The sequence below is a fragment of the Pseudomonas oryzihabitans genome (assembly GCF_014522265.1).
GTDB lineage: Bacteria > Pseudomonadota > Gammaproteobacteria > Pseudomonadales > Pseudomonadaceae > Chryseomonas > Chryseomonas aestiva.
Genome location: NZ_CP017024.1, coordinates 4712221 through 4729830 on the forward strand (window position 1 = coordinate 4712221; position 17610 = coordinate 4729830).

The following is a 17610-nucleotide window of genomic DNA, read 5'->3' on the forward strand; positions in this document are numbered from 1 at the left end:
GACCTCAGGCCGGGCGTTCGACGAACTCGGTGGCCGGCGAGCCATCGGCATTGTGCTGGCGGATCACCGCCGGCCGCCCTTCCTCGTCCAGCAGCACCTGGCCGATACCGGCGCCGTTCCACAGCCGCTCGCCGGCCTCGCGGCGATCGGGCAGGCGTGGCCGCAGCTCCCAGCGGCGACGCTTGGTGAAGCCGTTGAGCGGCGACCAGGGCGCATAGAGCCAGCGATTGAGCCGGTCCAGGGTCGCCAGCAGGCGCGGCGGAAATTCGTTCTTGATGCCGCTGCTGGTGATCTGCCAGAGCCGCGGCTCGCCCCGTCGGTCACGGATGCGGATGTCGTAGACGAAGGAATAGTGCACGTCGCCGGAGAGCACCACGTAGTTGCCCGGGGTGCGCCGGTGGCGAAAGATGTTGAGCATGGTCTTGGCCGCACCGGGATGGGCCATCCAGTTCTCGGCATCCACCATCAGCGGCTGGCCGAACCAGGTGAAGATACGCTGCACCGCCTCGATCAGCTTGACGCCGAACATGGGCGCGGCCGAGACGATCACCGCCGAGGGATGGTCCAGCAGATCCTGCTGCAATTCGCAGAGGGCTTCCCAGTCCATCAGGCCCGACGGATGCTCCAGGCGTCTTTCGCTGCGCCAGCGGCGGGTGCGGGTGTCCAGCACGATCAGCGGCGGATCGGTCTTGAGCACATAATGCCAACCCTGGAAGCGCAGCAGGTCGTCGATGCAGCTGTTCTGCACCGGGCAATCCAGCATGCCGTCGTCGCCCGCCGTGTCCAGCAGGCGGGCGGTGACCGCGAGGGGTTCGGCTACCGCTTCCGGAGCGTTGCCCCAGGCCTGGCAGAGCAGATAGGCCAGCAGCGCATTGCCGAGGATGCGCCGGGAAAAGGGGTGGCCGTAGGCGGTCTCCTCCCAGCGGGCGGACAGATTCCAGTCGTCGGTGACGTCGTGGTCGTCGAAGATCATCAGCGTCGGCACCCAGGCCAGGGCTCGTGCCGCCTGGGGCAGGGTCGCGACGAAGCCGTCGATGCAGCGCGATTCGGCGGCGTAACGCTCCTGGTCCCTGGCGTCCAGCGCCGGCGGCATGACCTCGATCAGGGTCCAGGGCGTCGGCGACCAGCAGAGCAGATAGAGCGCCAGCACCTCGCTCAGCGTCACCAGGTGATTGTGCGCATTGGTGGAGGTGAAGATCGGCTTTTCCACCCCGCCGAAGAATTTCTCGCGCAGCGCCCGGTTGGACTTGAAGGCCGGCAGCAGGTCTTCGCGATGATAGAGGTTGGCCGGATGGGCCATCAGCGCGTCGCTGTCCGCCACCACCGCGCCTTCGAGACCCTCGCCATGGAGGCCGAGGCGGCGGATCAGTGCCTGCACCGCCAACAGCATCGGCCCGGCGACATCGTCGGCATAGACCTGATCACCGGTGAGCAGCAGGGCCGCGGGCCGCTCCGCGGGGGCCGTGCAGGCCTGCAGCAGGCGATCCACCGCGATCAGGCCATCGGCCGAGGCATGATGAGGCTTGCGGCAGGAGCCATGGAGCAGGTGATCGAAACGCGCGCGCAGCACGAAGCGTGGCAGCTCGCCCTGCGTGCAGAGCAGGTGCGGCGCCCAATCACCAATTCCGCCTGCGGCCAGGCGCACGTCGTACTGGATGAAGGCGTCGACCGGCAACGCGACGGCGGGCCGGACGTCGATCAGTTGCAGATAGGCGTGCTCGCCCAGGCGCAGGCAGCGCACCTCGGCCTGAGCCCCGAGCTCGACCGCGCCCTGCCATAGCCGTGGGACAGGCGCCTCGGCCGTGGTGGTCACCAGCCAGAGCAGCAACCGTGAGGCCTCGGTGCGCCGCAGCAGCGGGCCGGCCAGGACCGGGGGCAAGGTAGGGGTAGCGCTCATGGGGTCTCCTGTAGCCACGGAACTGACCACTATGCCGTGCCGGGATTCCGCCTGCAGCCGCCGCTTGGCTACAAAGTTTGAGCACGCGTCACAGTCGGCCTAGAATTCGCTCCCTTTTCGTCGCCTTGCGGGCCCGTCATGACCTTTGCCGACCTCGGCCTCATAGATCCGCTGCTGCAGGCGCTCAGCGCCCTGGAGCACAGCTCCCCTACCCCGATCCAGCGCCAGGCCATCCCGGCGGTGCTGGCCGGTCGCGACCTACTGGCCGCCGCCCAGACCGGCACCGGCAAGACCGGCGCCTTCGGCCTGCCGCTCCTGCAGCGACTGGTGCAGGAAGGCCCGGCGGTGGCGCCTAACCATATCCGTGCGCTGATCCTCACCCCCACCCGCGAGCTGGCCGAACAGGTCCATGCCAGTCTGCGCGACTACGCCCAGCACCTGCCGCTGCGCACCGCGGTGGCCTATGGCGGCGTCAGCATCAATCCGCAGATGATGAAGCTGCGCAAGGGCGTGGACGTGCTGGTGGCGACCCCCGGGCGCCTGCTCGACCTGTTCACCCAGAACGCCGTACGCTTCGACCAGGTGCAGCTGCTGGTGCTGGACGAAGCCGATCGCATGCTCGACCTGGGCTTTTCGCGGCAGCTGGGCGAGTTGTTCGTCATGCTGCCGCGCAAGCGCCAGACCCTGCTGTTCTCGGCGACCTTCTCCGACGCCGTGCGCCAGCTGGCCGCGCCCGTGCTGCGCGATCCCCAGACGATCGACGTGAGTCCGCGCAACACTGCTGCCGTCACGGTCAAGCAGTGGGTGGTGCCGGTCGACAAGAAGCGCAAGACCGAACTCTTCCTGCACCTCCATCGCAGCGGTCGCCATGGCCAGGTGCTGGTGTTTGCCAAGACCCGCAAGGGTGTGGAGCAACTGGTGGAGGCGCTGCAGGCCGAAGGTCTGGCCGCCGAATCCATCCATGGCGACAAGCCCCAGCCCGCGCGGCTGCGCGCCCTCGCCCGTTTCAAGGCCGGCGAGGCCGACATCCTGGTGGCGACCGATGTGGCTGCGCGTGGCCTGGACATCCAGGACCTGCCGCTGGTGGTCAACCTGGACCTGCCCATCGTCGCCGAGGACTATGTCCACCGCATCGGCCGGACCGGGCGTGCCGGCAACCAGGGCCAGGCGGTGTCCCTGGTCTGCGCGGATGAAGTGGAGCAGTTGGCAGCGATCGAGACGCTGATCGGCCAGGTCCTGCAGCGCCGCGACGAACCGGACTTCATCCCCGATCACCGGGTCCCGGAAACCCGACCCAACGGCCTGGTCGTGAAGAAACCCAAGAAGCCGAAGAAGCCCAAGGTGGGCGCGCCGGTGTCGGACAAGCCCCTGGGTCGCTGGGTGGAAGACGGCAAGCCGAAGGTCAAGTCGGTACGCAAGTCGCCCGGTTTCGGCAAGCCGCGCAAAAAGCCCTGAGGTTTGGAGCGATGGACAAGGCTTCGCCGTTGTCCATCCTACGACGCACTCCGTAGTCCGGAAAACCGCGCAGCGTTTTCCGGGGATGGGACGGTGGACCAAGCCAGATCAGCTGGAAGACGCAGAACCGTCATCCAGCTGATCGCAGACCTATTCCGCCAGGCGCCAAGTGGTGCCGCCCTTGCCGTCTTCCAGCACCACACCGAGAGCGGTGAGCTGATCGCGGATGCGGTCGGATTCCGCCCAGTTCTTTTCCGCGCGCGCGCTCAGGCGCGCCTGGATCAGGGCCTCGACCTCGGCCGCATCCACCCGCCCCGCCGCGTCGGCGCGCAGGAAGGCTTCCGGCTCCAGTTGCAGCACGCCGAGTACATCACCCAGTTCGCGCAGCCGCCCGGCCAGGCCAGCCGCCGCGGCAGGATCGCTCTCGCGCAGGCGGTTGATCTCGCGGGCCAGCTCGAACAGCACGCCGCAGGCACCGGCGGTGTTGAAGTCGTCGTCCATGCACTGGGCGAAGCGCTCGGCATAGCTTTCGCCGCCCTGCGCCGGCGCCTGGGGCAGGCCCTTGAGCGAGTGGTAGAAGCGCTCCAGAGCACCCTTGGCCTCGCGCAGGTTGTCTTCCGAGTAGTTGATCGGACTGCGGTAGTGACTGGCGATCAGCAGGTAGCGCACTACCTCGGGGTGGTACTTTTCCAGCACCTCGCGCAGGGTGAAGAAGTTGCCCAGGGACTTGGACATCTTCTCGCCATTGATGGTGATCATCCCGCAATGCAGCCAGGCGTTGGCGTAGGTCTTGCCGGTGGCCGCCTCGCTCTGGGCGATCTCGTTCTCGTGGTGCGGGAATTCCAGGTCGTTGCCGCCGCCGTGGATGTCGAAGGTCTCGCCCAGGCAGCAGGTGGACATCACCGAGCACTCGATATGCCAGCCCGGCCGCCCGGCGCCCCAGGGCGACGGCCAGCTCGGCTCGCCCGGCTTGGCGGCCTTCCACAGCACGAAGTCCAGCGGATCTTCCTTGGCTTCGCCCGGCTCGATGCGGGCACCGATGCGCAGGTCCTCGATGCGCCGCCGCGACAGCTTGCCGTAGCCGGCGAAGCGATTGACCCGGTAGTAGACGTCGCCATTGCCCGCGGCATAGGCGTAGCCCTTGTCGATCAGGGTCTGGATCATGGCGTGCATGCCGTCGATGTGCTCGGTGGCGCGCGGCTCCTGATCGGGCTTGCGGATATTCAGCCGCGCCTCGTCCTCGTGCATCGCCTCGATCATCCGCGCCACCAGGTCGGTGAACGGCTCACCGTTGGCGTTGGCGCGATTGATGATCTTGTCGTCGATGTCGGTGATGTTGCGCACGTAGGTCAGGTCGTAGCCGCTATGACGCAACCAGCGGGTGATGACGTCGAAGGCCACCATGCTGCGACCATGGCCCAGGTGGCAATAGTCGTAGACGGTCATGCCGCAGACGTACATCCGCACCTGCCCCGGCACCAGCGGCGTAAAGGCTTCCTTGGTCTTGGTCAGGGTGTTGTAGAGGTGCAGCGCCATCATTGCCCCCAGGAATCGCGCAGGGTCACGGTGCGGTTGAACACCGGCTTGCCGGGCGCCGAATCCCTGGGATCGACGCAGAAGTAGCCCTCGCGCTCGAACTGGAAGCGGTCTTCCGGCCGGGCCTGAGCCAGCGACGGCTCGGCGCGGCAGCCCTGGAGCACCACCAGGGAGTCGGGGTTGATGTTGTCGAGGAAGCTGCCGCCCTCTTCGCTCTTCTCCGGCTGCGCCGAACGGAACAGACGATCGTAGAGGCGCACCTCGCACTCCACGCTGCCCTCGGCCGGCACCCAGTGGATCACGCCCTTGACCTTGCGGCCCTCGGGATTCTTGCCGAGGGTGTCCGGGTCGTAGCTGCAGCGCAGTTCGACGACGGTGCCGTCGGCGTCCTTGATGGCTTCGTCGGCGCGGATTACGTAGCTGCCGCGCAGGCGCACCTCGCCACCCGGCTCAAGGCGCTTGTAGCCCTTGGGCGGATTCTCTTCGTAGTCACCCTGGTCGATGTACAGCTCGCGGGTAAAGGGCAGCTGGCGCACACCCAGATCCTGCTTGGGATGGCGCGCCAGTTCCAGATTCTCGACCTGGCCCTCGGGGTAGTTGGTGATCACCACCTTGAGCGGCTTGAGCACGCACATGGCGCGCGGGGCGTTCTGGTCCAGGTCCTCGCGGATGGCGAATTCCAGCATGGCCACGTCGACCACGCCGTTGGAGCGGGTCACACCGATCATCTCGCAGAAGTTGCGGATGGCGGCCGGGGTGTAGCCGCGACGGCGATAGCCCGACAGGGTCGACATGCGCGGGTCGTCCCAGCCGTGTACGTGGCCTTCGTCCACCAGCTGCTTGAGCTTGCGCTTGCTGGTGACGGTGTAGTTCAGGTTGAGGCGGGCGAATTCGTACTGGCGTGGCTGGGCCGGCACCGGCAGCTTGGCCAGGAACCATTCGTACAGCGGGCGATGGTCCTCGAACTCCAGGGTGCAGATGGAGTGGGTCACGCCTTCCAGGGCATCGGACTGGCCATGGGTGAAGTCATAGCTCGGATAGATGCACCAGGCATCGCCGGTCTGGTGGTGATGGGCGTGGCGGATGCGATAGAGGATGGGATCGCGCAGGTTCATGTTGGGCGAGGCCATGTCGATCTTGGCGCGCAGCACCTTTTCACCGTCCTTGAATTCGCCGGCCTTCATGCGGGCGAAGAGGTCCAGGTTCTCGGCCACCGAACGGTCGCGGAAGGGGCTGTTGCGACCCGGCTCGGTGAGGCTGCCACGGTATTCGCGGGCCTGCTCGGGGGTGAGGTCGCAGACATAGGCCAGACCCTGCTCGATCAGGTTGACGGCCCAGGCGTAGAGCTGGTCGAAGTAGGCGGAGGCGTAGCGGACCTCGCCGGCCCAGTCGAAGCCCAGCCAGTGCACGTCGCTCTTGATGGCGTCGATGTATTCCTGGTCTTCCTTGGCCGGGTTGGTGTCGTCGAAGCGCAGATGGCAGTCGCCGCCGAATTCCTTGGCCAGGCCGAAGTTCACGCAGATCGACTTGGCATGACCGATGTGCAGGTAGCCATTGGGCTCGGGCGGGAAACGGGTGACGATCTTGGCCTGCTTGCCGGCGTCCAGGTCAGCCTGGACGATCTGCCGCAGGAAATGCGCGGGGGCGGCTTTGGCGGCGGTGGACGAGTCGGAAGTCGGCTTGCTCATGGGATCCTTAACTGGGCAGACGCACGGCCAGGGTAGGCCGGGCAAAGGTAAACCCGTATCATAGCCCAACCCGTCAAGTCCCGGCGAAACCCTTGAGGCCCTCGCCGGGTCTGGATGCTGTCCCCCTTAGCTACGGATTCGCTGCCATGATCAAGCTGCACACCAACCACGGCGTCATCACCCTGGAACTCTTCGAGGACAAGGCGCCCGAAACCGCGGCCAACTTCAAGGAATACGTCAAGAGCGGTCACTACGACGGCACCATCTTCCACCGTGTGATCAGCAACTTCATGGTCCAGGGCGGTGGTTTCGAGCCGGGCATGAAGCAGAAGCCCACCCGCGCCCCGATCAAGAACGAGGCCAACAACGGCGTCTCCAACGCGATCGGCACCGTCGCCATGGCCCGCACCATGGACCCGCACTCCGCCTCGGCGCAGTTCTTCATCAACGTGTCCGACAACACCTTCCTCAACCATACCGCGCCCACCAGCCAGGGCTGGGGCTATGCGGTGTTCGGCAAGGTCGTCGAGGGCATGGACGTGGTCAACGCCATCAAGGGCGTCGCCACCACCAGCAAGGCCGGTCACCAGGACGTGCCGAGCGAAGACGTGATCATCGAGAAGGCCGAGATCGTCGAGTGATTTTACTGGTCTCCGACCTGCATCTCGAACCGCAACGCCCGGACCTGGTCCGGGCGTTTTTGCATCTCCTCGAAACCCGTGCCCGCGGTGCCGAGGCCCTGTACATCCTTGGCGACCTGTTCGAAGCCTGGATCGGCGACGACGCCATGGGTCCCTTCGAGCAGGAAATCGCCACCGCCCTGCGCCAACTGGCCGACAGCGGCACGGCCGTCTACCTGATGCATGGCAATCGCGACTTCCTCATTGGCAAGGCCTTCTGCCGCCAGGCTGGCTGCCGCCTGCTGCCGGATCGCCATATCGCCGACTTCCACGGCCGCCGGGTGCTGCTGATGCATGGCGACACCCTCTGCACCCGTGACGAGGGCTACCAGAAGCTGCGCCGCATCCTGCGCAACCCCCTCACCCTCTTCGTCCTGCGCCACCTGCCACTGGCCAGCCGCCAGAAGCTGGCACGCAAGCTGCGCAGCGAGAGTCGCCAGCAGACCCGGGCCAAGGCCATGGACATCACCGATGTCACCGAGGCCGAGGTCGAGCGGGAAATGCGCGCCGCCCGGGTGACGACGTTGATCCACGGCCATACCCACAGGCCCGCCCGCCATGAACTGCTGCTCGATGGCCAGCCGGCCGAACGTATCGTGCTGGGCGATTGGGACCGTCGCGGCTGGGTGCTGGAAGCCAGCGAAGCGGGCCTGACCCAGGTCGATTTCGCCCTCGACGAACGGTAAGGGCGTAGCCAGGCAGGCCTGGCTCGCTGGCGGCAGGTCCCTGACCAGCAAAGCAATTTTTCCCGGCTAGCCGGTATTGGCCGCCCGGGCTGCGACCGATCGTCACATGACAGCTACAGAAATCCGCGCAGGCGACCGATGACGAGGGTGTAAGGAGATGTAACCCTTTTCCGCGGAGACGCCCATGCAACTCGACACCCTCTTTGCCCAGCTGCACAACCTGCCCAACGTTCCCGAGGTGGCGCAGGTTCTGATCCGGCAGTTCGACGACCCCAACACCAGCATCGAAACCCTGTCGCGCACCGTGGCGCGCGATCCGGTCATCGCCGCCAAGGTACTGCGCCTGGCCAATTCGGCGCGCTTCCGCGGCGCCCGTGAATCCACCAGCATCGAAGACGCCGCCCTGCGTCTGGGCTTCAACACCCTGCGCACCCTGGTGCTGGCCTCGGCCTTCGCCAGCGGCTTCAAATCCGCGCCCGGCTTCGATCTGCAGGCCTTCTGGTACAACAGCTTCCTGGTCGCCAGCCTGTGCAAGCCGCTGGCCAAGCAGGCCGGCCTGGATCAGGAAACCGCCTTTACCTGCGGCATGCTGCATGACATTGGCGAGTTGCTGATCCAGAGCGGCGCGCCGGAGCTGGCGCCGAGCCTGGCCGGTCGCGCCACTGCCAGCAGCCATCGCGCCGCGGACGAAACCCTGCAATTGGGATTTGGCTATCCGGAGGTAGGCGCCGAGCTGGCGCGCCGCTGGCAGCTGCCCCAGGTGCTGCGCGACGCCATCGGCTACCAGGCGCGCCCGTTGCAGGCACCGGAAAGCAATGGCTATGCGCTGATCGTGGCCCAGGCGGTCGCCGTGGCCGAGGTGCTCCACGAGAACGCCGGCGACAGCAAGGTGCAGGACCTGAGCGGCCCGCTGTTCGCCAGCATCGACCTGGCGCAGCTGAGCGCAGTCCTGCCCAACGCGCGGGATACCGCCGCGACCTTCGCCCAGGCCGCCTGATTTCTGGATGGCCTGGCCAAATCGCAGGCAAGAAAAAACCCCTGGAGCTGGGCTCTCAGGGGTTCTCTCAGATCTGGCGGTGAGGGAGGGATTCGAACCCTCGATAAGATTTCTCCTATACACACTTTCCAGGCGTGCTCCTTCAACCGCTCGGACACCTCACCAGATTTGCTCGGCGGCTGCATCTGCATCACCGAGGCGCGCAACTATAGGCAAAGGCGATTTCGATGGCAAGCTTTTTCTTCAATCTATTCATGCATTTGCATTCATGACCTGGAAGGGGCTCCGCCCTGCCCCGTTCATGGGATGACCGGTTGGTCGCCGTCCCATGGCCCTGAGTCACTGATACCTCCGACCAACGGTAGCGTCGCAAGCATTTTTCTAATCGGCTGAAAGCAAAGGAAAAATCGCCTGGTACGACATTTCTGATAACCGCCTGGCCGGTTACCGCCACAAAACTGAAATTTATGTTCTATAGCTACTGGATAGTGCTCAAGCCTGCGGGTATCAGTAATTGCATGCCGCTGTTGCGCAAGCGCTTCCCGCTGAAGACGTAAAGGCTCTAAACAGCTAACAATAAAGGCCCCGAGTCATGTTCAAGAATCCCGTCCCCAAGTGGCGTCAGGCGAGTTTCGTGCTCATCGTCACCACCGTAGTGCTGGTCATCCCCAACCTCTCGCGGTTCGTTGGCTGATCCCTAGCGCCAATAGTCCGCAGGGGCTGCCGGCAAGTCTGCCAGCAGATCACGCAACCCCTCCCCCAGCCCTTGCGCAAGGCCTGGAAGTAGGGATCGTGTTCGTCGATCCGATGACTGCTCACCTGCGCCAGTCGATCACGCGGATAGACCACCAGATCCAGCGGTAGCCCGACCGACAGATTGCTGCGAATGGTGGCGTCGTAGGACAGCAGCGCGCAGCGCAGGGCTTCCTCCAGCGGCGTCGCGAAGGTCAGCGCCCGATCCAGGATGGGCTTGCCGTATTTGCTCTCGCCGATCTGGAAGTAAGGCGTGTCCTCGGTGGCACTGATGAAGTTGCCGTGGGGATAGAGATTGAACAGCTCCGGCTCCGCGCCGCGGATCTGCCCACCCAGCAGAAAGGAACAGCTCAGGTCCAGGCCGTGCCCCTGGGGCGCATCCTCGGCGTCGCGTTGCAGGACCTCGCGCAGGGTCTGGCCCAGCAGTCGGGCGGCGTCGTACAGGGTGGGCACCCCGTGGAGGTTGTCCCGCTCGCTGTCCAGCCGTTGTCGGAGGAGACTGACGACCGCCTGGGAGGTGGCCAGATTGCCCGCTGACTGGATGGCGATCAGGCGCTCGCCGGGGATCCGGAACAGATGCAGCTTGCGGAAGGTAGCGATGTTGTCGACCCCGGCATTGGTGCGGGAGTCGGCGACGAATACCAGGCCATCTTGCAGTTTCATGGCGACGCAATAGGTCATGCGAACCTCGGGTGATGGAACGGTCGACGCAACAGGCCCGACCCCAAAAGAAAAGACGGCCCGTGGCCGCCTTCTCGTCTGCTGTGGGCAGCGCTGATTATTGCTGTTGCTGCACCTGCTGCAAGGGCTCGACCAGTACCTTGGCCTCCATGTGCTCCACCCCGCCACCACGGCGCATGCCGCGCACCGGACAGGCATCCAGGTAGTCCAGGCCGATGGCCAGGCGCAGGTGCCGCTCCGGTCGGATCAGGCGATTGGTGACGTCATAGCTGTACCAGGCGCCGTCGTGCCAGGCTTCCGCCCAGGCGTGGCTGGAAAGGTGCGCGCTGTCATCGGTGCACAGATAGCCAGACACATAGCGTGCCGGGATGCCCAGGCTGCGGGCGCAGGCCAGAAAGGCATGGGCATGGTCCTGACAGACCCCGGCCCCCTTGGCGAAGGCCTGGGCGGCATTGCCGTCCACCTCGGTGGAGCCGGGCACATAGGTCATGCGCTCGTGCAAATGCTCCATCAGCTGGATCAGGGTGGCGCGATCCCGGCGACCGTCGCAGACCTCGCGGGCGAAGGCGGTAAGCGCCTCGTCGGCCTCGGTCAGCCTGGTCTGACGCAGAAAGGGAAAGGCCGAGGCCTGGCACGGTTCCGCCTCGAAGGTCTCGTCGATCTCCACCTGGCCGCTGGCGGTGATGGTGATGGCGTCGTGCGGGGTGTCCAGGGTCAGCACATGGAGAATGTTGCCGAAGGGATCGCGCTGCGCGAGCGCCGGGCGCGGCAGTGCCAGCTCCCAGCTGAGAATCTTCTGTCGCGCGTCGTCCTGTGGCGTGAGACGCAGGTACTGGATGCTGGCGCGGACCAGGTCGGCGTAGCGATACAGGGTTTCGTGATGGATCGCGAGTCTCATACGATCTCCAGGTAAGCGGTGTTGATGCCACTGCCAAGCTGGCGGATGTGGACGATGAAATCGCCGATCCAGGCATGCAGTCCCTCTTCGAGCACCTCGTCGATGCTGGTGTAGCGCAGGCGTGCCTCCAGGCCTGCCGCCAGGCGCTTGGCCTCGCGACCGTTCTCGCCGGGCAGACTGACCAGCACCCGGTGCAGCTCGATCACGCAGGCCAGCAGCGAGCGTGGCAGGTCTTCCTGCAACAGCAGCAGCTCGGCGCCGTTGCGCACGTTGAGGGCATCGCGATAGAGCTCGGTGTAGGCCTCGAAGGCGCTCAGGGCGCGCAGCAGGGCGCTCCACTGATAGAAGCCGCGGGCGGAGGCGTCGCTGATGGCTTCCGCTTCCTCTTCGCCGAGCACCTGGTAGCGGGCGTCGAGCATGCGCAGGGTGTTGTCGGCGCGTTCGACGAAGGTACCCAGGCGGATGAAGCGATAGGCGTCGTTTCTCATGATGGTGCCGACGGTGGCACCACGGAACAGGTGGGAACGCTCCTTCACCCACTCGCAGAAACGGCTGATGCCGAAGCGGATCAGGCCGGTAACGGCAATCTCGCGCATCTCCAGCCAGGTGGAGTTGACGTTCTCCCACATGTCGGCGGTGATGCGCCCACGCACCGCGTGGGCATTGCTGCGCGCAGCCTGCAGACAGCAATAGATGCTGCCGGGGTTGCGCTCGTCCAGGGCGAAGAAGTGCAGCAGGCGCTCGGGGTGCAGGGCCCCGTGCTTTTCCCGGTAGTCATCCAGGGTGCCGGTGATGAGCAGTGGCATGGCCAGTTCATCCAGGCCTCCGCCCTGCCCGCTCTGCGGCATCATCGACAGCGAATAGCTGACGTCCAGCATCCGCGCGAGATTCTCGGCGCGCTCCAGGTTGCGGGACATCCAGTACAGATCGGCAGCGGTACGACTCAACATGGTGGGGTCGCCTTTCAAAGGTCCTTGCGGGGCCGCCGGAGCGGCCGCTGTTCTGTGGCGATCTAGTCCTGGACCACCCAGGTGTCCTTGGTGCCGCCGCCCTGGGAGGAATTCACCACCAGCGAGCCTTCGCGCAGGGCGACCCGGGTCAGGCCACCAGGCACCAGACGCGTCTTGCGCCCGGACAGCACGAAGGGCCGCAGGTCGATGTGGCGCGGCGCGATGCCGTTCTCGACAAAGGTCGGGCAGGTGGACAGCGACAGGGTCGGCTGGGCGATGTAGGCGCTGGGATTGGCCTTGAGCCGCGCGCGGAAGGCTTCGATCTCCAGGCTGCTGGCGGTGGGGCCGACCAGCATGCCGTAGCCGCCGGAACCATGGACTTCCTTGACCACCAGCTCGGGCAGGTTGGCCAGCACATGGGACAGTTCGTCCGGCTTGCGGCACTGCCAGGTGGGCACGTTATAGAGGATGGGTTCTTCGCTGAGATAGAAGCGGATCATCTCCGGCACATAGGGATAGATCGACTTGTCGTCGGCCACCCCGGTACCTATGGCGTTGGCCAGGATGACGTTACCGGCGCGATAGGCGGCGAGCAGACCGGGCACGCCGAGCATGGAATCGGGATTGAAGGCCAGCGGGTCGAGGAAGGCGTCGTCGAGACGCCGATAGATGACATCGACCTTGCGGAAGCCCGAGGTGGTGCGCATGAACACCTGTTCGTCGCGCACCAGCAGATCGGCACCCTCCACCAGCTCCACGCCCATCTCGCGCGCGAGGAAGGCGTGTTCGAAGTAGGCGCTGTTGAAACGACCCGGGGTGAGGACAACCACCGTGGGGTTGTTGACCGGGGTGGAGCTGCGCAGGGTATCGAGCAGGATGTTCGGATAGTGGTCGATGGGCGCGATGCGCTCCAGGGTGAACAGCTCGGGAAACAGCCGCATCATCATCTTGCGGTTTTCGAGCATGTAGGAGACACCGCTGGGGGTGCGCAGGTTGTCTTCCAGCACGTAGTAGGCGCCATCGCCATCTCGTACCAGATCGACCCCGGCGATATGGGCGTAGATGCCATTGGGCAGGTCCAGCCCCTGCATGGCCAGCTGATACTGGTCGTTGGCCAGCACCTGCTCGGCGGGAATGACCCCGGCCTTGATGATGCGCTGGTCATGATAGAGGTCGTGCAGAAAGAGATTCAGCGCCTGGACACGCTGGATGCAGCCGCGTTCGATGATCTGCCATTCGCTGGCGGGAATGGCGCGCGGCAAGGCGTCGAAGGGAATCAGGCGTTCCGTGCCCTGTTCGTCGCCATAGAGGGTGAAGGTGATCCCGGCGCGATGGAACAGCAGATCGGCTTCACGCCGCCGCTGGGCCAGGAGTTCCGGGGGTGTCTCGCTCAGCCACTGGGCATAGCGACCATAATGCGGTCGACACTGTGCCTGGACGTCATACATCTCGTTATACAGTTGGCGGCTCATGCCGATCTCCTTGTCACCCACGGTGCAGCTTCGCAAGCCGCGTGCCAGCGCCAGAGCCTTCAAGATCAAGCCCTTGCGCGGCTGCGAGTCGCACGATGCACCAAACCCAGGCACGTCAGCGTGCGCATGCACCGCAACGTCTCCGTCATGAGCCTAAGACGGTGCGCCACGCGGAAAGTGCGATGATTGAGGGGCCGAGCGGTAACCGGAGATGAGACAGGCACCCCGTCTGGGATGCCGCCTCGGGACGTGCAGGATCAGGCGGAGCTGCGGCTGACTTCCTGGGTGACGCCCCAGCCATCGAGCTGACCGCCAAGAGGCGCAACCACCGCCTCGAGATCGCTTTCGAAATCATCGATGGTGGCATGGGTGGCGAACATCACCTTGCTGACCTGCAGATGCCAGCCGCCCTCTTCATGGGGGAGCACCTGGGCGTTGAGGGATTCGCCGTGAAACTGGTCCGCAGCGATGCGGGCCTTGCCTTCATCGGCGAAAATGGCAAAGAAGTCGATGGGATGGAAGCGGGCGAAATCGAAGCCGCCCTCCTTCATCCGCTGCAGCAGGTTCAAGCTCACATCATCGGCAAACGACAAGGACATAGGACTTCCCTCCTCTGGTTCGGATGATCGTCTCGCTGGACGTCGCTACCGACGCCTGGCGAGTCGCGGCTGAGAACTCGAACGGTGCAGCGACCGCCAGGGCTTACGCCTTGCCGATGGCCTCCAGCACGTATCGAGGTAGAGCAAAGGCTGCGGCATGCAGCTCCGGAGTGTAATAACGGGTCTGGATGCCTGTATCACTGTAGCGCTGCGCCAGGGTTTCGGCATTCTGCCGACGCAAGGTCGTGTCCTTGCTACCCCAGGCCAGGGTCATGACGCCCCCTATGTAAGTAGGCACCGCCGACAGATAAAAGTGCCAATCGGCGAACAGCCCGGACATGCGGCTGGCAGTGGTCTTGACCTCGTCCAGTTGCAGGAACGGAGTACCGTTCTGGGCCACCATCACGCCGCCGTCGTTCAGACAACGATGGCAGGCCTGATAGAAGTTCTCCGAAAAGAGAACCTCGGCCGGACCGATGGGATCGGTGGAGTCGGAGATGATGACGTCGTAGCGTTCGGTGGTGTTGGCGACGAAATTCATGCCGTCGTCGATCACCAGCTTCAGCCGCGGGTCGTCGAAGGCGCCTGCCGAGTGACCGGGAAAGTGCTCCTTGCACATCGCCACCACCGAGCCGTCGATCTCGACCATGGTGATGTGCTCGACACCCCGGTGCTTGGCCACTTCGCGCAGGATGCCACCGTCGCCACCGCCGATGATGAGCACCCGCCGGGGCGCCGGATGGGCCAGCAGGGGCACGTGGGTGAGCATCTCGTGATAGATGAATTCGTCGGCCTCGGTGGTCTGGATGACGCCATCCAGGGCCATGACCTTGCCCAGCACGGCGTTCTGGAAGATCACCAGGTGCTGATGCTCGGTGCGCACCTCGTGCAGCATGCGCTCGACGGTGAATCGCTGACCGTAGCCGTCGTAGAGGGTTTCCAGGTAGTCGCTCATGTCGATCTCCGCAAGTGGCTGGCCGAGACAGACAATGCCCGGCCAAAAGCCGGGCATTGTAAGAGCTGGATGTGACAGGCTCCAGCGTTGTGCTGGCTAGCCCTTGTGCGTGGGTGCCGTGGCCGAGCGATTGCCGCGTGGTCCGGCGGCAGCCCAGGCGATCAGGCCGATCACCGGCAGCACGATGATGAGCACCGTCCAGCCGATCTTGGCGTTGCTGGTGCTGTCACTGCGGATGACGTTGACGATAGCCCAGATGTCGAGCAGGAAGACGATGAAGCCCAGTACACCGCCGATGGTGGAATTGATCATGTCGCGACTCCCGTTGCGAGGACACAGGTCTCGTCAATTGGGACTGGCGATGAGGACGTCGAGTTCGGCCGGCTCGCTTGGCAGCGAGGCCGGCCGTGGGCTTCAGCTGAGTCCGGCGAGATCGATGTCGGCAAAGGACGCCACGCACGGATGATCGCCCAGCTGGCCACCGGCACGTACCAGCCCGCAGGTCGGCAGGCCCGCCTGGCGCGCGGCATCCAGCTCTTCCACCACGTCGGAGAGGAACAGCAGTTCCGCCGGCGCGTGGGTGGTGGCCGAGGCGATGCGCGCATAGGACTCGGCGTCGCGCTTGCCGCCGGTCAGGGTATCGAAATACCCGGAAAACAAAGGCGTGAGATCGCCATGCTCGGAGCAGCCGAAGATCAGCTTCTGCGCCTGGATCGATCCGGAGGAATAGACGTACAGCGGCAGCCCCGCCGCGTGCCACTGGCGCAGGGCCTGGACGGCGTCGGGATAGACGTGGCCCTTGAGGGTGCCGGCACGATAGCCCTGCTCCCATACCTGACCCTGCAGCGCCTTGAGCGGTGTGGCCTTCCGGTCGGTGGCGATCCATTCCAGCAGGATGGCGATCACCCGCTCCACGTCGGCGTCCAGCTCGCCGGCTTCGGCTCGCACGGCATCGAGTTGCTCGGCCACCGCCGGCTCTCCGGCATGGGCGCGCACAAGGGCCGGCAGGTGCTCGCGGGCATAGGGAAAGAGCACGTCGAAGACGAAGCTGACGGCGCTGGTGGTACCTTCGATATCGGTGAGGATGGCCTTGATCGTCACGCCTCGACCTCCAGGCGCGGGAAGCGCTGGGCGATGTCGACGCCGGTGAAGTGGGCGACCCAGCCATCGGGATTGTCGAACAGGCGGATGGCGACGAAGGACGGCGACTCGCTCATGTCGAACCAGTGCGGCGTACCGGCCGGCACCGAGATGAGGTCGTCCTTCTCGCAGAGCACGGCATAGACCTGGTCGTCGATGTGCAGGGTGAAGAGGCCCTGACCGGCGACGAAGAAGCGCACCTCGTCCTCGTTATGGCGATGCTCTTCGAGGAACTTGGCGCGCAGCGCCTCCTTCTGCGGATGCTCGGGATTCATGCTGATGACGTCGACGGTCTGGTAGCCGCGCTCCTGGATGAGACGATCGATTTCCGGCCGGTAGGCGGCGATCACCTCCTCCTGGCTGGCGCCCGGCGCCACCGGGGCGGTGGCCTGCCAGCGCTCGAAACGCACCCCGAACTCGGCCAGGGTGGCGGCGATGTGCTCGCCATCGCTGATCACCTTCAGCGGCTGGCGCGGTTCGGCATCGTGGTAGACGGTCAGTCGGCTCATGGACGCAGGCTCCGGGTCTTGAGTTCGCATTCGAAGAGGAATTCGAAGGCTTCCACGTGGCGCAGGGCATCGGCCATGCGCGGGCCCCAAGTATAGAGGCCGTGTCCGCGGATCAGGTACCCCACGCAGTCGGGATGCACGTCCAGCCAGGTCTGCACCTGGTCGGCCAGACGCGGGATGTCCTGGTCGTTGTCGAACACCGGGATCTCCACTCGCACGTCGTGGGTGGTGACGCCATGCAGGGCCTTCTGCAGCTCGTAGCCGTCCAGCAGCAGGCGATCGCCTTCGAGCTGGCGCGAGAGCACCGTCGAATTCACCGAATGGGTGTGCAGTACGGCACCGATCTCCGGCTGCCAGCGATAGAGCTGGGTGTGCAGCGCGGTCTCGGCCGAAGGCTTCTTGTCCTCCAGCGGCGTGCCGTCGAGATCGGTGGCGAGGACGTCGTCCAGCTCCAGCTGACCCTTGTGCTTGCCGGAGACGGTCAGCAGCAGGCGACTGTCGGACAGCCGTACCGAATAGTTGCTGCTGGTGGCCGGCGACCAGCCGCGGCCATAGAGGAAGCGACCGGCGTCGATGATTTCCCGGGCCAGTTGCTCACGCTGCTGGATCATGGAGGGTTCTCCTAGGTTCTGTACGAAAAGTCGCCGAGCGATGGTCAGGCGAGGCGAAAAACGCTGAGGAAGCGGAGTTTACGAGAGGTAAATGAGCATTGCG

At 65.1% G+C, this 17610-nt stretch carries 16 protein-coding genes, 1 tRNA gene and 1 pseudogene; 4 read left to right on the top strand and 14 right to left on the bottom strand.

Going from position 1 to position 17610, the window contains the following annotated elements; genetic code table 11:
- Nucleotides 1–4: 4 nt before the first annotated feature.
- On the bottom strand, nt 5–1897 hold the full coding sequence (locus BGI51_RS21755) for an alkaline phosphatase family protein (RefSeq protein WP_187979709.1): 1893 nt from the start codon (nt 1895–1897) through the stop codon (nt 5–7).
- A gap of 138 nt (nt 1898–2035) precedes the next feature.
- Here BGI51_RS21755 and BGI51_RS21760 point away from each other — a divergent pair, with 138 nt between their 5' ends.
- Complete coding sequence (locus BGI51_RS21760) at nt 2036–3352, top strand: DEAD/DEAH box helicase (RefSeq protein WP_187979710.1); 1317 nt, start codon at nt 2036–2038, stop codon at nt 3350–3352.
- A gap of 150 nt (nt 3353–3502) precedes the next feature.
- On the opposite strand, the gene cysS is transcribed toward BGI51_RS21760, so the two are convergent.
- Nucleotides 3503–4888, bottom strand: a complete 1386-nt coding sequence (gene cysS / locus BGI51_RS21765) for a cysteine--tRNA ligase (RefSeq protein ID WP_187979711.1) — start codon at nt 4886–4888, stop codon at nt 3503–3505.
- Nucleotides 4888–6576: a glutamine--tRNA ligase/YqeY domain fusion protein gene (locus BGI51_RS21770; RefSeq protein WP_187979712.1), complete on the bottom strand. Its 1689-nt coding sequence runs from the start codon at nt 6574–6576 to the stop codon at nt 4888–4890. Before BGI51_RS21770 ends, cysS begins: the two co-directional genes overlap by 1 nt.
- A 146-nt stretch (nt 6577–6722) precedes the next feature.
- Between BGI51_RS21770 and BGI51_RS21775 the strand changes: the two genes are divergently transcribed.
- The 3 genes from BGI51_RS21775 (at nt 6723) to BGI51_RS21785 (ending at nt 8939) form a co-directional block, all read left to right on the top strand.
- Complete coding sequence (locus tag BGI51_RS21775) at nt 6723–7217, top strand: peptidylprolyl isomerase (protein WP_007158996.1); 495 nt, start codon at nt 6723–6725, stop codon at nt 7215–7217.
- Nucleotides 7214–7942 carry a UDP-2,3-diacylglucosamine diphosphatase gene (gene lpxH, locus BGI51_RS21780; RefSeq protein ID WP_187979713.1) on the top strand — a complete coding sequence of 243 codons (729 nt, stop codon included), beginning with the start codon at nt 7214–7216 and terminating at the stop codon, nt 7940–7942. Before BGI51_RS21775 ends, lpxH begins: the two co-directional genes overlap by 4 nt.
- A gap of 184 nt (nt 7943–8126) precedes the next feature.
- A complete protein-coding gene (locus tag BGI51_RS21785; RefSeq protein WP_187979714.1) occupies nt 8127–8939 on the top strand; it encodes an HDOD domain-containing protein in 813 nt (270 codons plus the stop codon).
- A 74-nt stretch (nt 8940–9013) separates the two neighbouring features.
- Here BGI51_RS21785 and BGI51_RS21790 read toward each other — a convergent pair.
- The 11 genes and pseudogenes from BGI51_RS21790 to BGI51_RS21840 form a co-directional block, all read right to left on the bottom strand.
- Nucleotides 9014–9103: transfer RNA gene (locus BGI51_RS21790), tRNA-Ser, on the bottom strand.
- Nucleotides 9104–9636: 533 nt separating this feature from the next.
- Nucleotides 9637–10373 (bottom strand): annotated as a pseudogene (locus tag BGI51_RS21795) (peptidase).
- Between the two features lie 97 nt (nt 10374–10470).
- On the bottom strand, nt 10471–11271 hold the full coding sequence (locus BGI51_RS21800) for a transglutaminase family protein (RefSeq protein WP_187979716.1): 801 nt from the start codon (nt 11269–11271) through the stop codon (nt 10471–10473).
- Nucleotides 11268–12221, bottom strand: a complete 954-nt coding sequence (locus BGI51_RS21805; RefSeq protein WP_187979717.1) for an alpha-E domain-containing protein — start codon at nt 12219–12221, stop codon at nt 11268–11270. Before BGI51_RS21805 ends, BGI51_RS21800 begins: the two co-directional genes overlap by 4 nt.
- Nucleotides 12222–12283: 62 nt before the next feature.
- Nucleotides 12284–13693 (bottom strand): circularly permuted type 2 ATP-grasp protein, encoded by a 1410-nt coding sequence (locus BGI51_RS21810; RefSeq protein WP_187979718.1) that lies wholly within the window; start codon nt 13691–13693, stop codon nt 12284–12286.
- 257 nt (nt 13694–13950) lie between these two features.
- Entirely contained in the window at nt 13951–14292 is a 342-nt protein-coding gene (locus tag BGI51_RS21815) for a ribonuclease E inhibitor RraB (protein WP_133861144.1), read from the bottom strand.
- A gap of 103 nt (nt 14293–14395) precedes the next feature.
- A complete protein-coding gene (speE, locus tag BGI51_RS21820) occupies nt 14396–15247 on the bottom strand; it encodes a polyamine aminopropyltransferase (RefSeq protein WP_187979719.1) in 852 nt (283 codons plus the stop codon).
- 96 nt (nt 15248–15343) lie between these two features.
- A complete protein-coding gene (locus BGI51_RS21825) occupies nt 15344–15556 on the bottom strand; it encodes a PLD nuclease N-terminal domain-containing protein (protein ID WP_026083979.1) in 213 nt (70 codons plus the stop codon).
- Between the two features lie 105 nt (nt 15557–15661).
- Nucleotides 15662–16348, bottom strand: a complete 687-nt coding sequence (gene mtnC / locus BGI51_RS21830; RefSeq protein WP_187979720.1) for an acireductone synthase — start codon at nt 16346–16348, stop codon at nt 15662–15664.
- The gene (locus BGI51_RS21835; RefSeq protein ID WP_187979721.1) at nt 16345–16896 is read right to left on the bottom strand and encodes a 1,2-dihydroxy-3-keto-5-methylthiopentene dioxygenase; all 552 of its coding nucleotides are present in this window, start codon (nt 16894–16896) and stop codon (nt 16345–16347) included. The genes mtnC and BGI51_RS21835 overlap by 4 nt, the downstream gene beginning before the upstream one ends.
- Nucleotides 16893–17507 (bottom strand): methylthioribulose 1-phosphate dehydratase, encoded by a 615-nt coding sequence (locus tag BGI51_RS21840; protein WP_133861148.1) that lies wholly within the window; start codon nt 17505–17507, stop codon nt 16893–16895. Before BGI51_RS21840 ends, BGI51_RS21835 begins: the two co-directional genes overlap by 4 nt.
- Nucleotides 17508–17610 lie beyond the last annotated feature (103 nt).

Bases quoted from the DNA above. Each gene is read 5' to 3' on its own strand.
- BGI51_RS21835 (WP_187979721.1), bottom strand. From the start codon at position 16,896: ATGAGCCGACTGACCGTCTACCACGATGCCGAACCGCGCCAGCCGCTG.
- cysS (WP_187979711.1), bottom strand. From the start codon at position 4,888: ATGGCGCTGCACCTCTACAACACCCTGACCAAGACCAAGGAAGCCTTT.
- BGI51_RS21805 (WP_187979717.1), bottom strand. From the start codon at position 12,221: ATGTTGAGTCGTACCGCTGCCGATCTGTACTGGATGTCCCGCAACCTG.
- BGI51_RS21815 (WP_133861144.1), bottom strand. From the start codon at position 14,292: ATGTCCTTGTCGTTTGCCGATGATGTGAGCTTGAACCTGCTGCAGCGG.
- BGI51_RS21755 (WP_187979709.1), bottom strand. From the start codon at position 1,897: ATGAGCGCTACCCCTACCTTGCCCCCGGTCCTGGCCGGCCCGCTGCTG.
- BGI51_RS21840 (WP_133861148.1), bottom strand. From the start codon at position 17,507: ATGATCCAGCAGCGTGAGCAACTGGCCCGGGAAATCATCGACGCCGGT.
- BGI51_RS21775 (WP_007158996.1), top strand. From the start codon at position 6,723: ATGATCAAGCTGCACACCAACCACGGCGTCATCACCCTGGAACTCTTC.
- BGI51_RS21770 (WP_187979712.1), bottom strand. From the start codon at position 6,576: ATGAGCAAGCCGACTTCCGACTCGTCCACCGCCGCCAAAGCCGCCCCC.
- BGI51_RS21810 (WP_187979718.1), bottom strand. From the start codon at position 13,693: ATGAGCCGCCAACTGTATAACGAGATGTATGACGTCCAGGCACAGTGT.
- speE (WP_187979719.1), bottom strand. From the start codon at position 15,247: ATGAGCGACTACCTGGAAACCCTCTACGACGGCTACGGTCAGCGATTC.
- BGI51_RS21800 (WP_187979716.1), bottom strand. From the start codon at position 11,271: ATGAGACTCGCGATCCATCACGAAACCCTGTATCGCTACGCCGACCTG.
- BGI51_RS21785 (WP_187979714.1), top strand. From the start codon at position 8,127: ATGCAACTCGACACCCTCTTTGCCCAGCTGCACAACCTGCCCAACGTT.
- BGI51_RS21760 (WP_187979710.1), top strand. From the start codon at position 2,036: ATGACCTTTGCCGACCTCGGCCTCATAGATCCGCTGCTGCAGGCGCTC.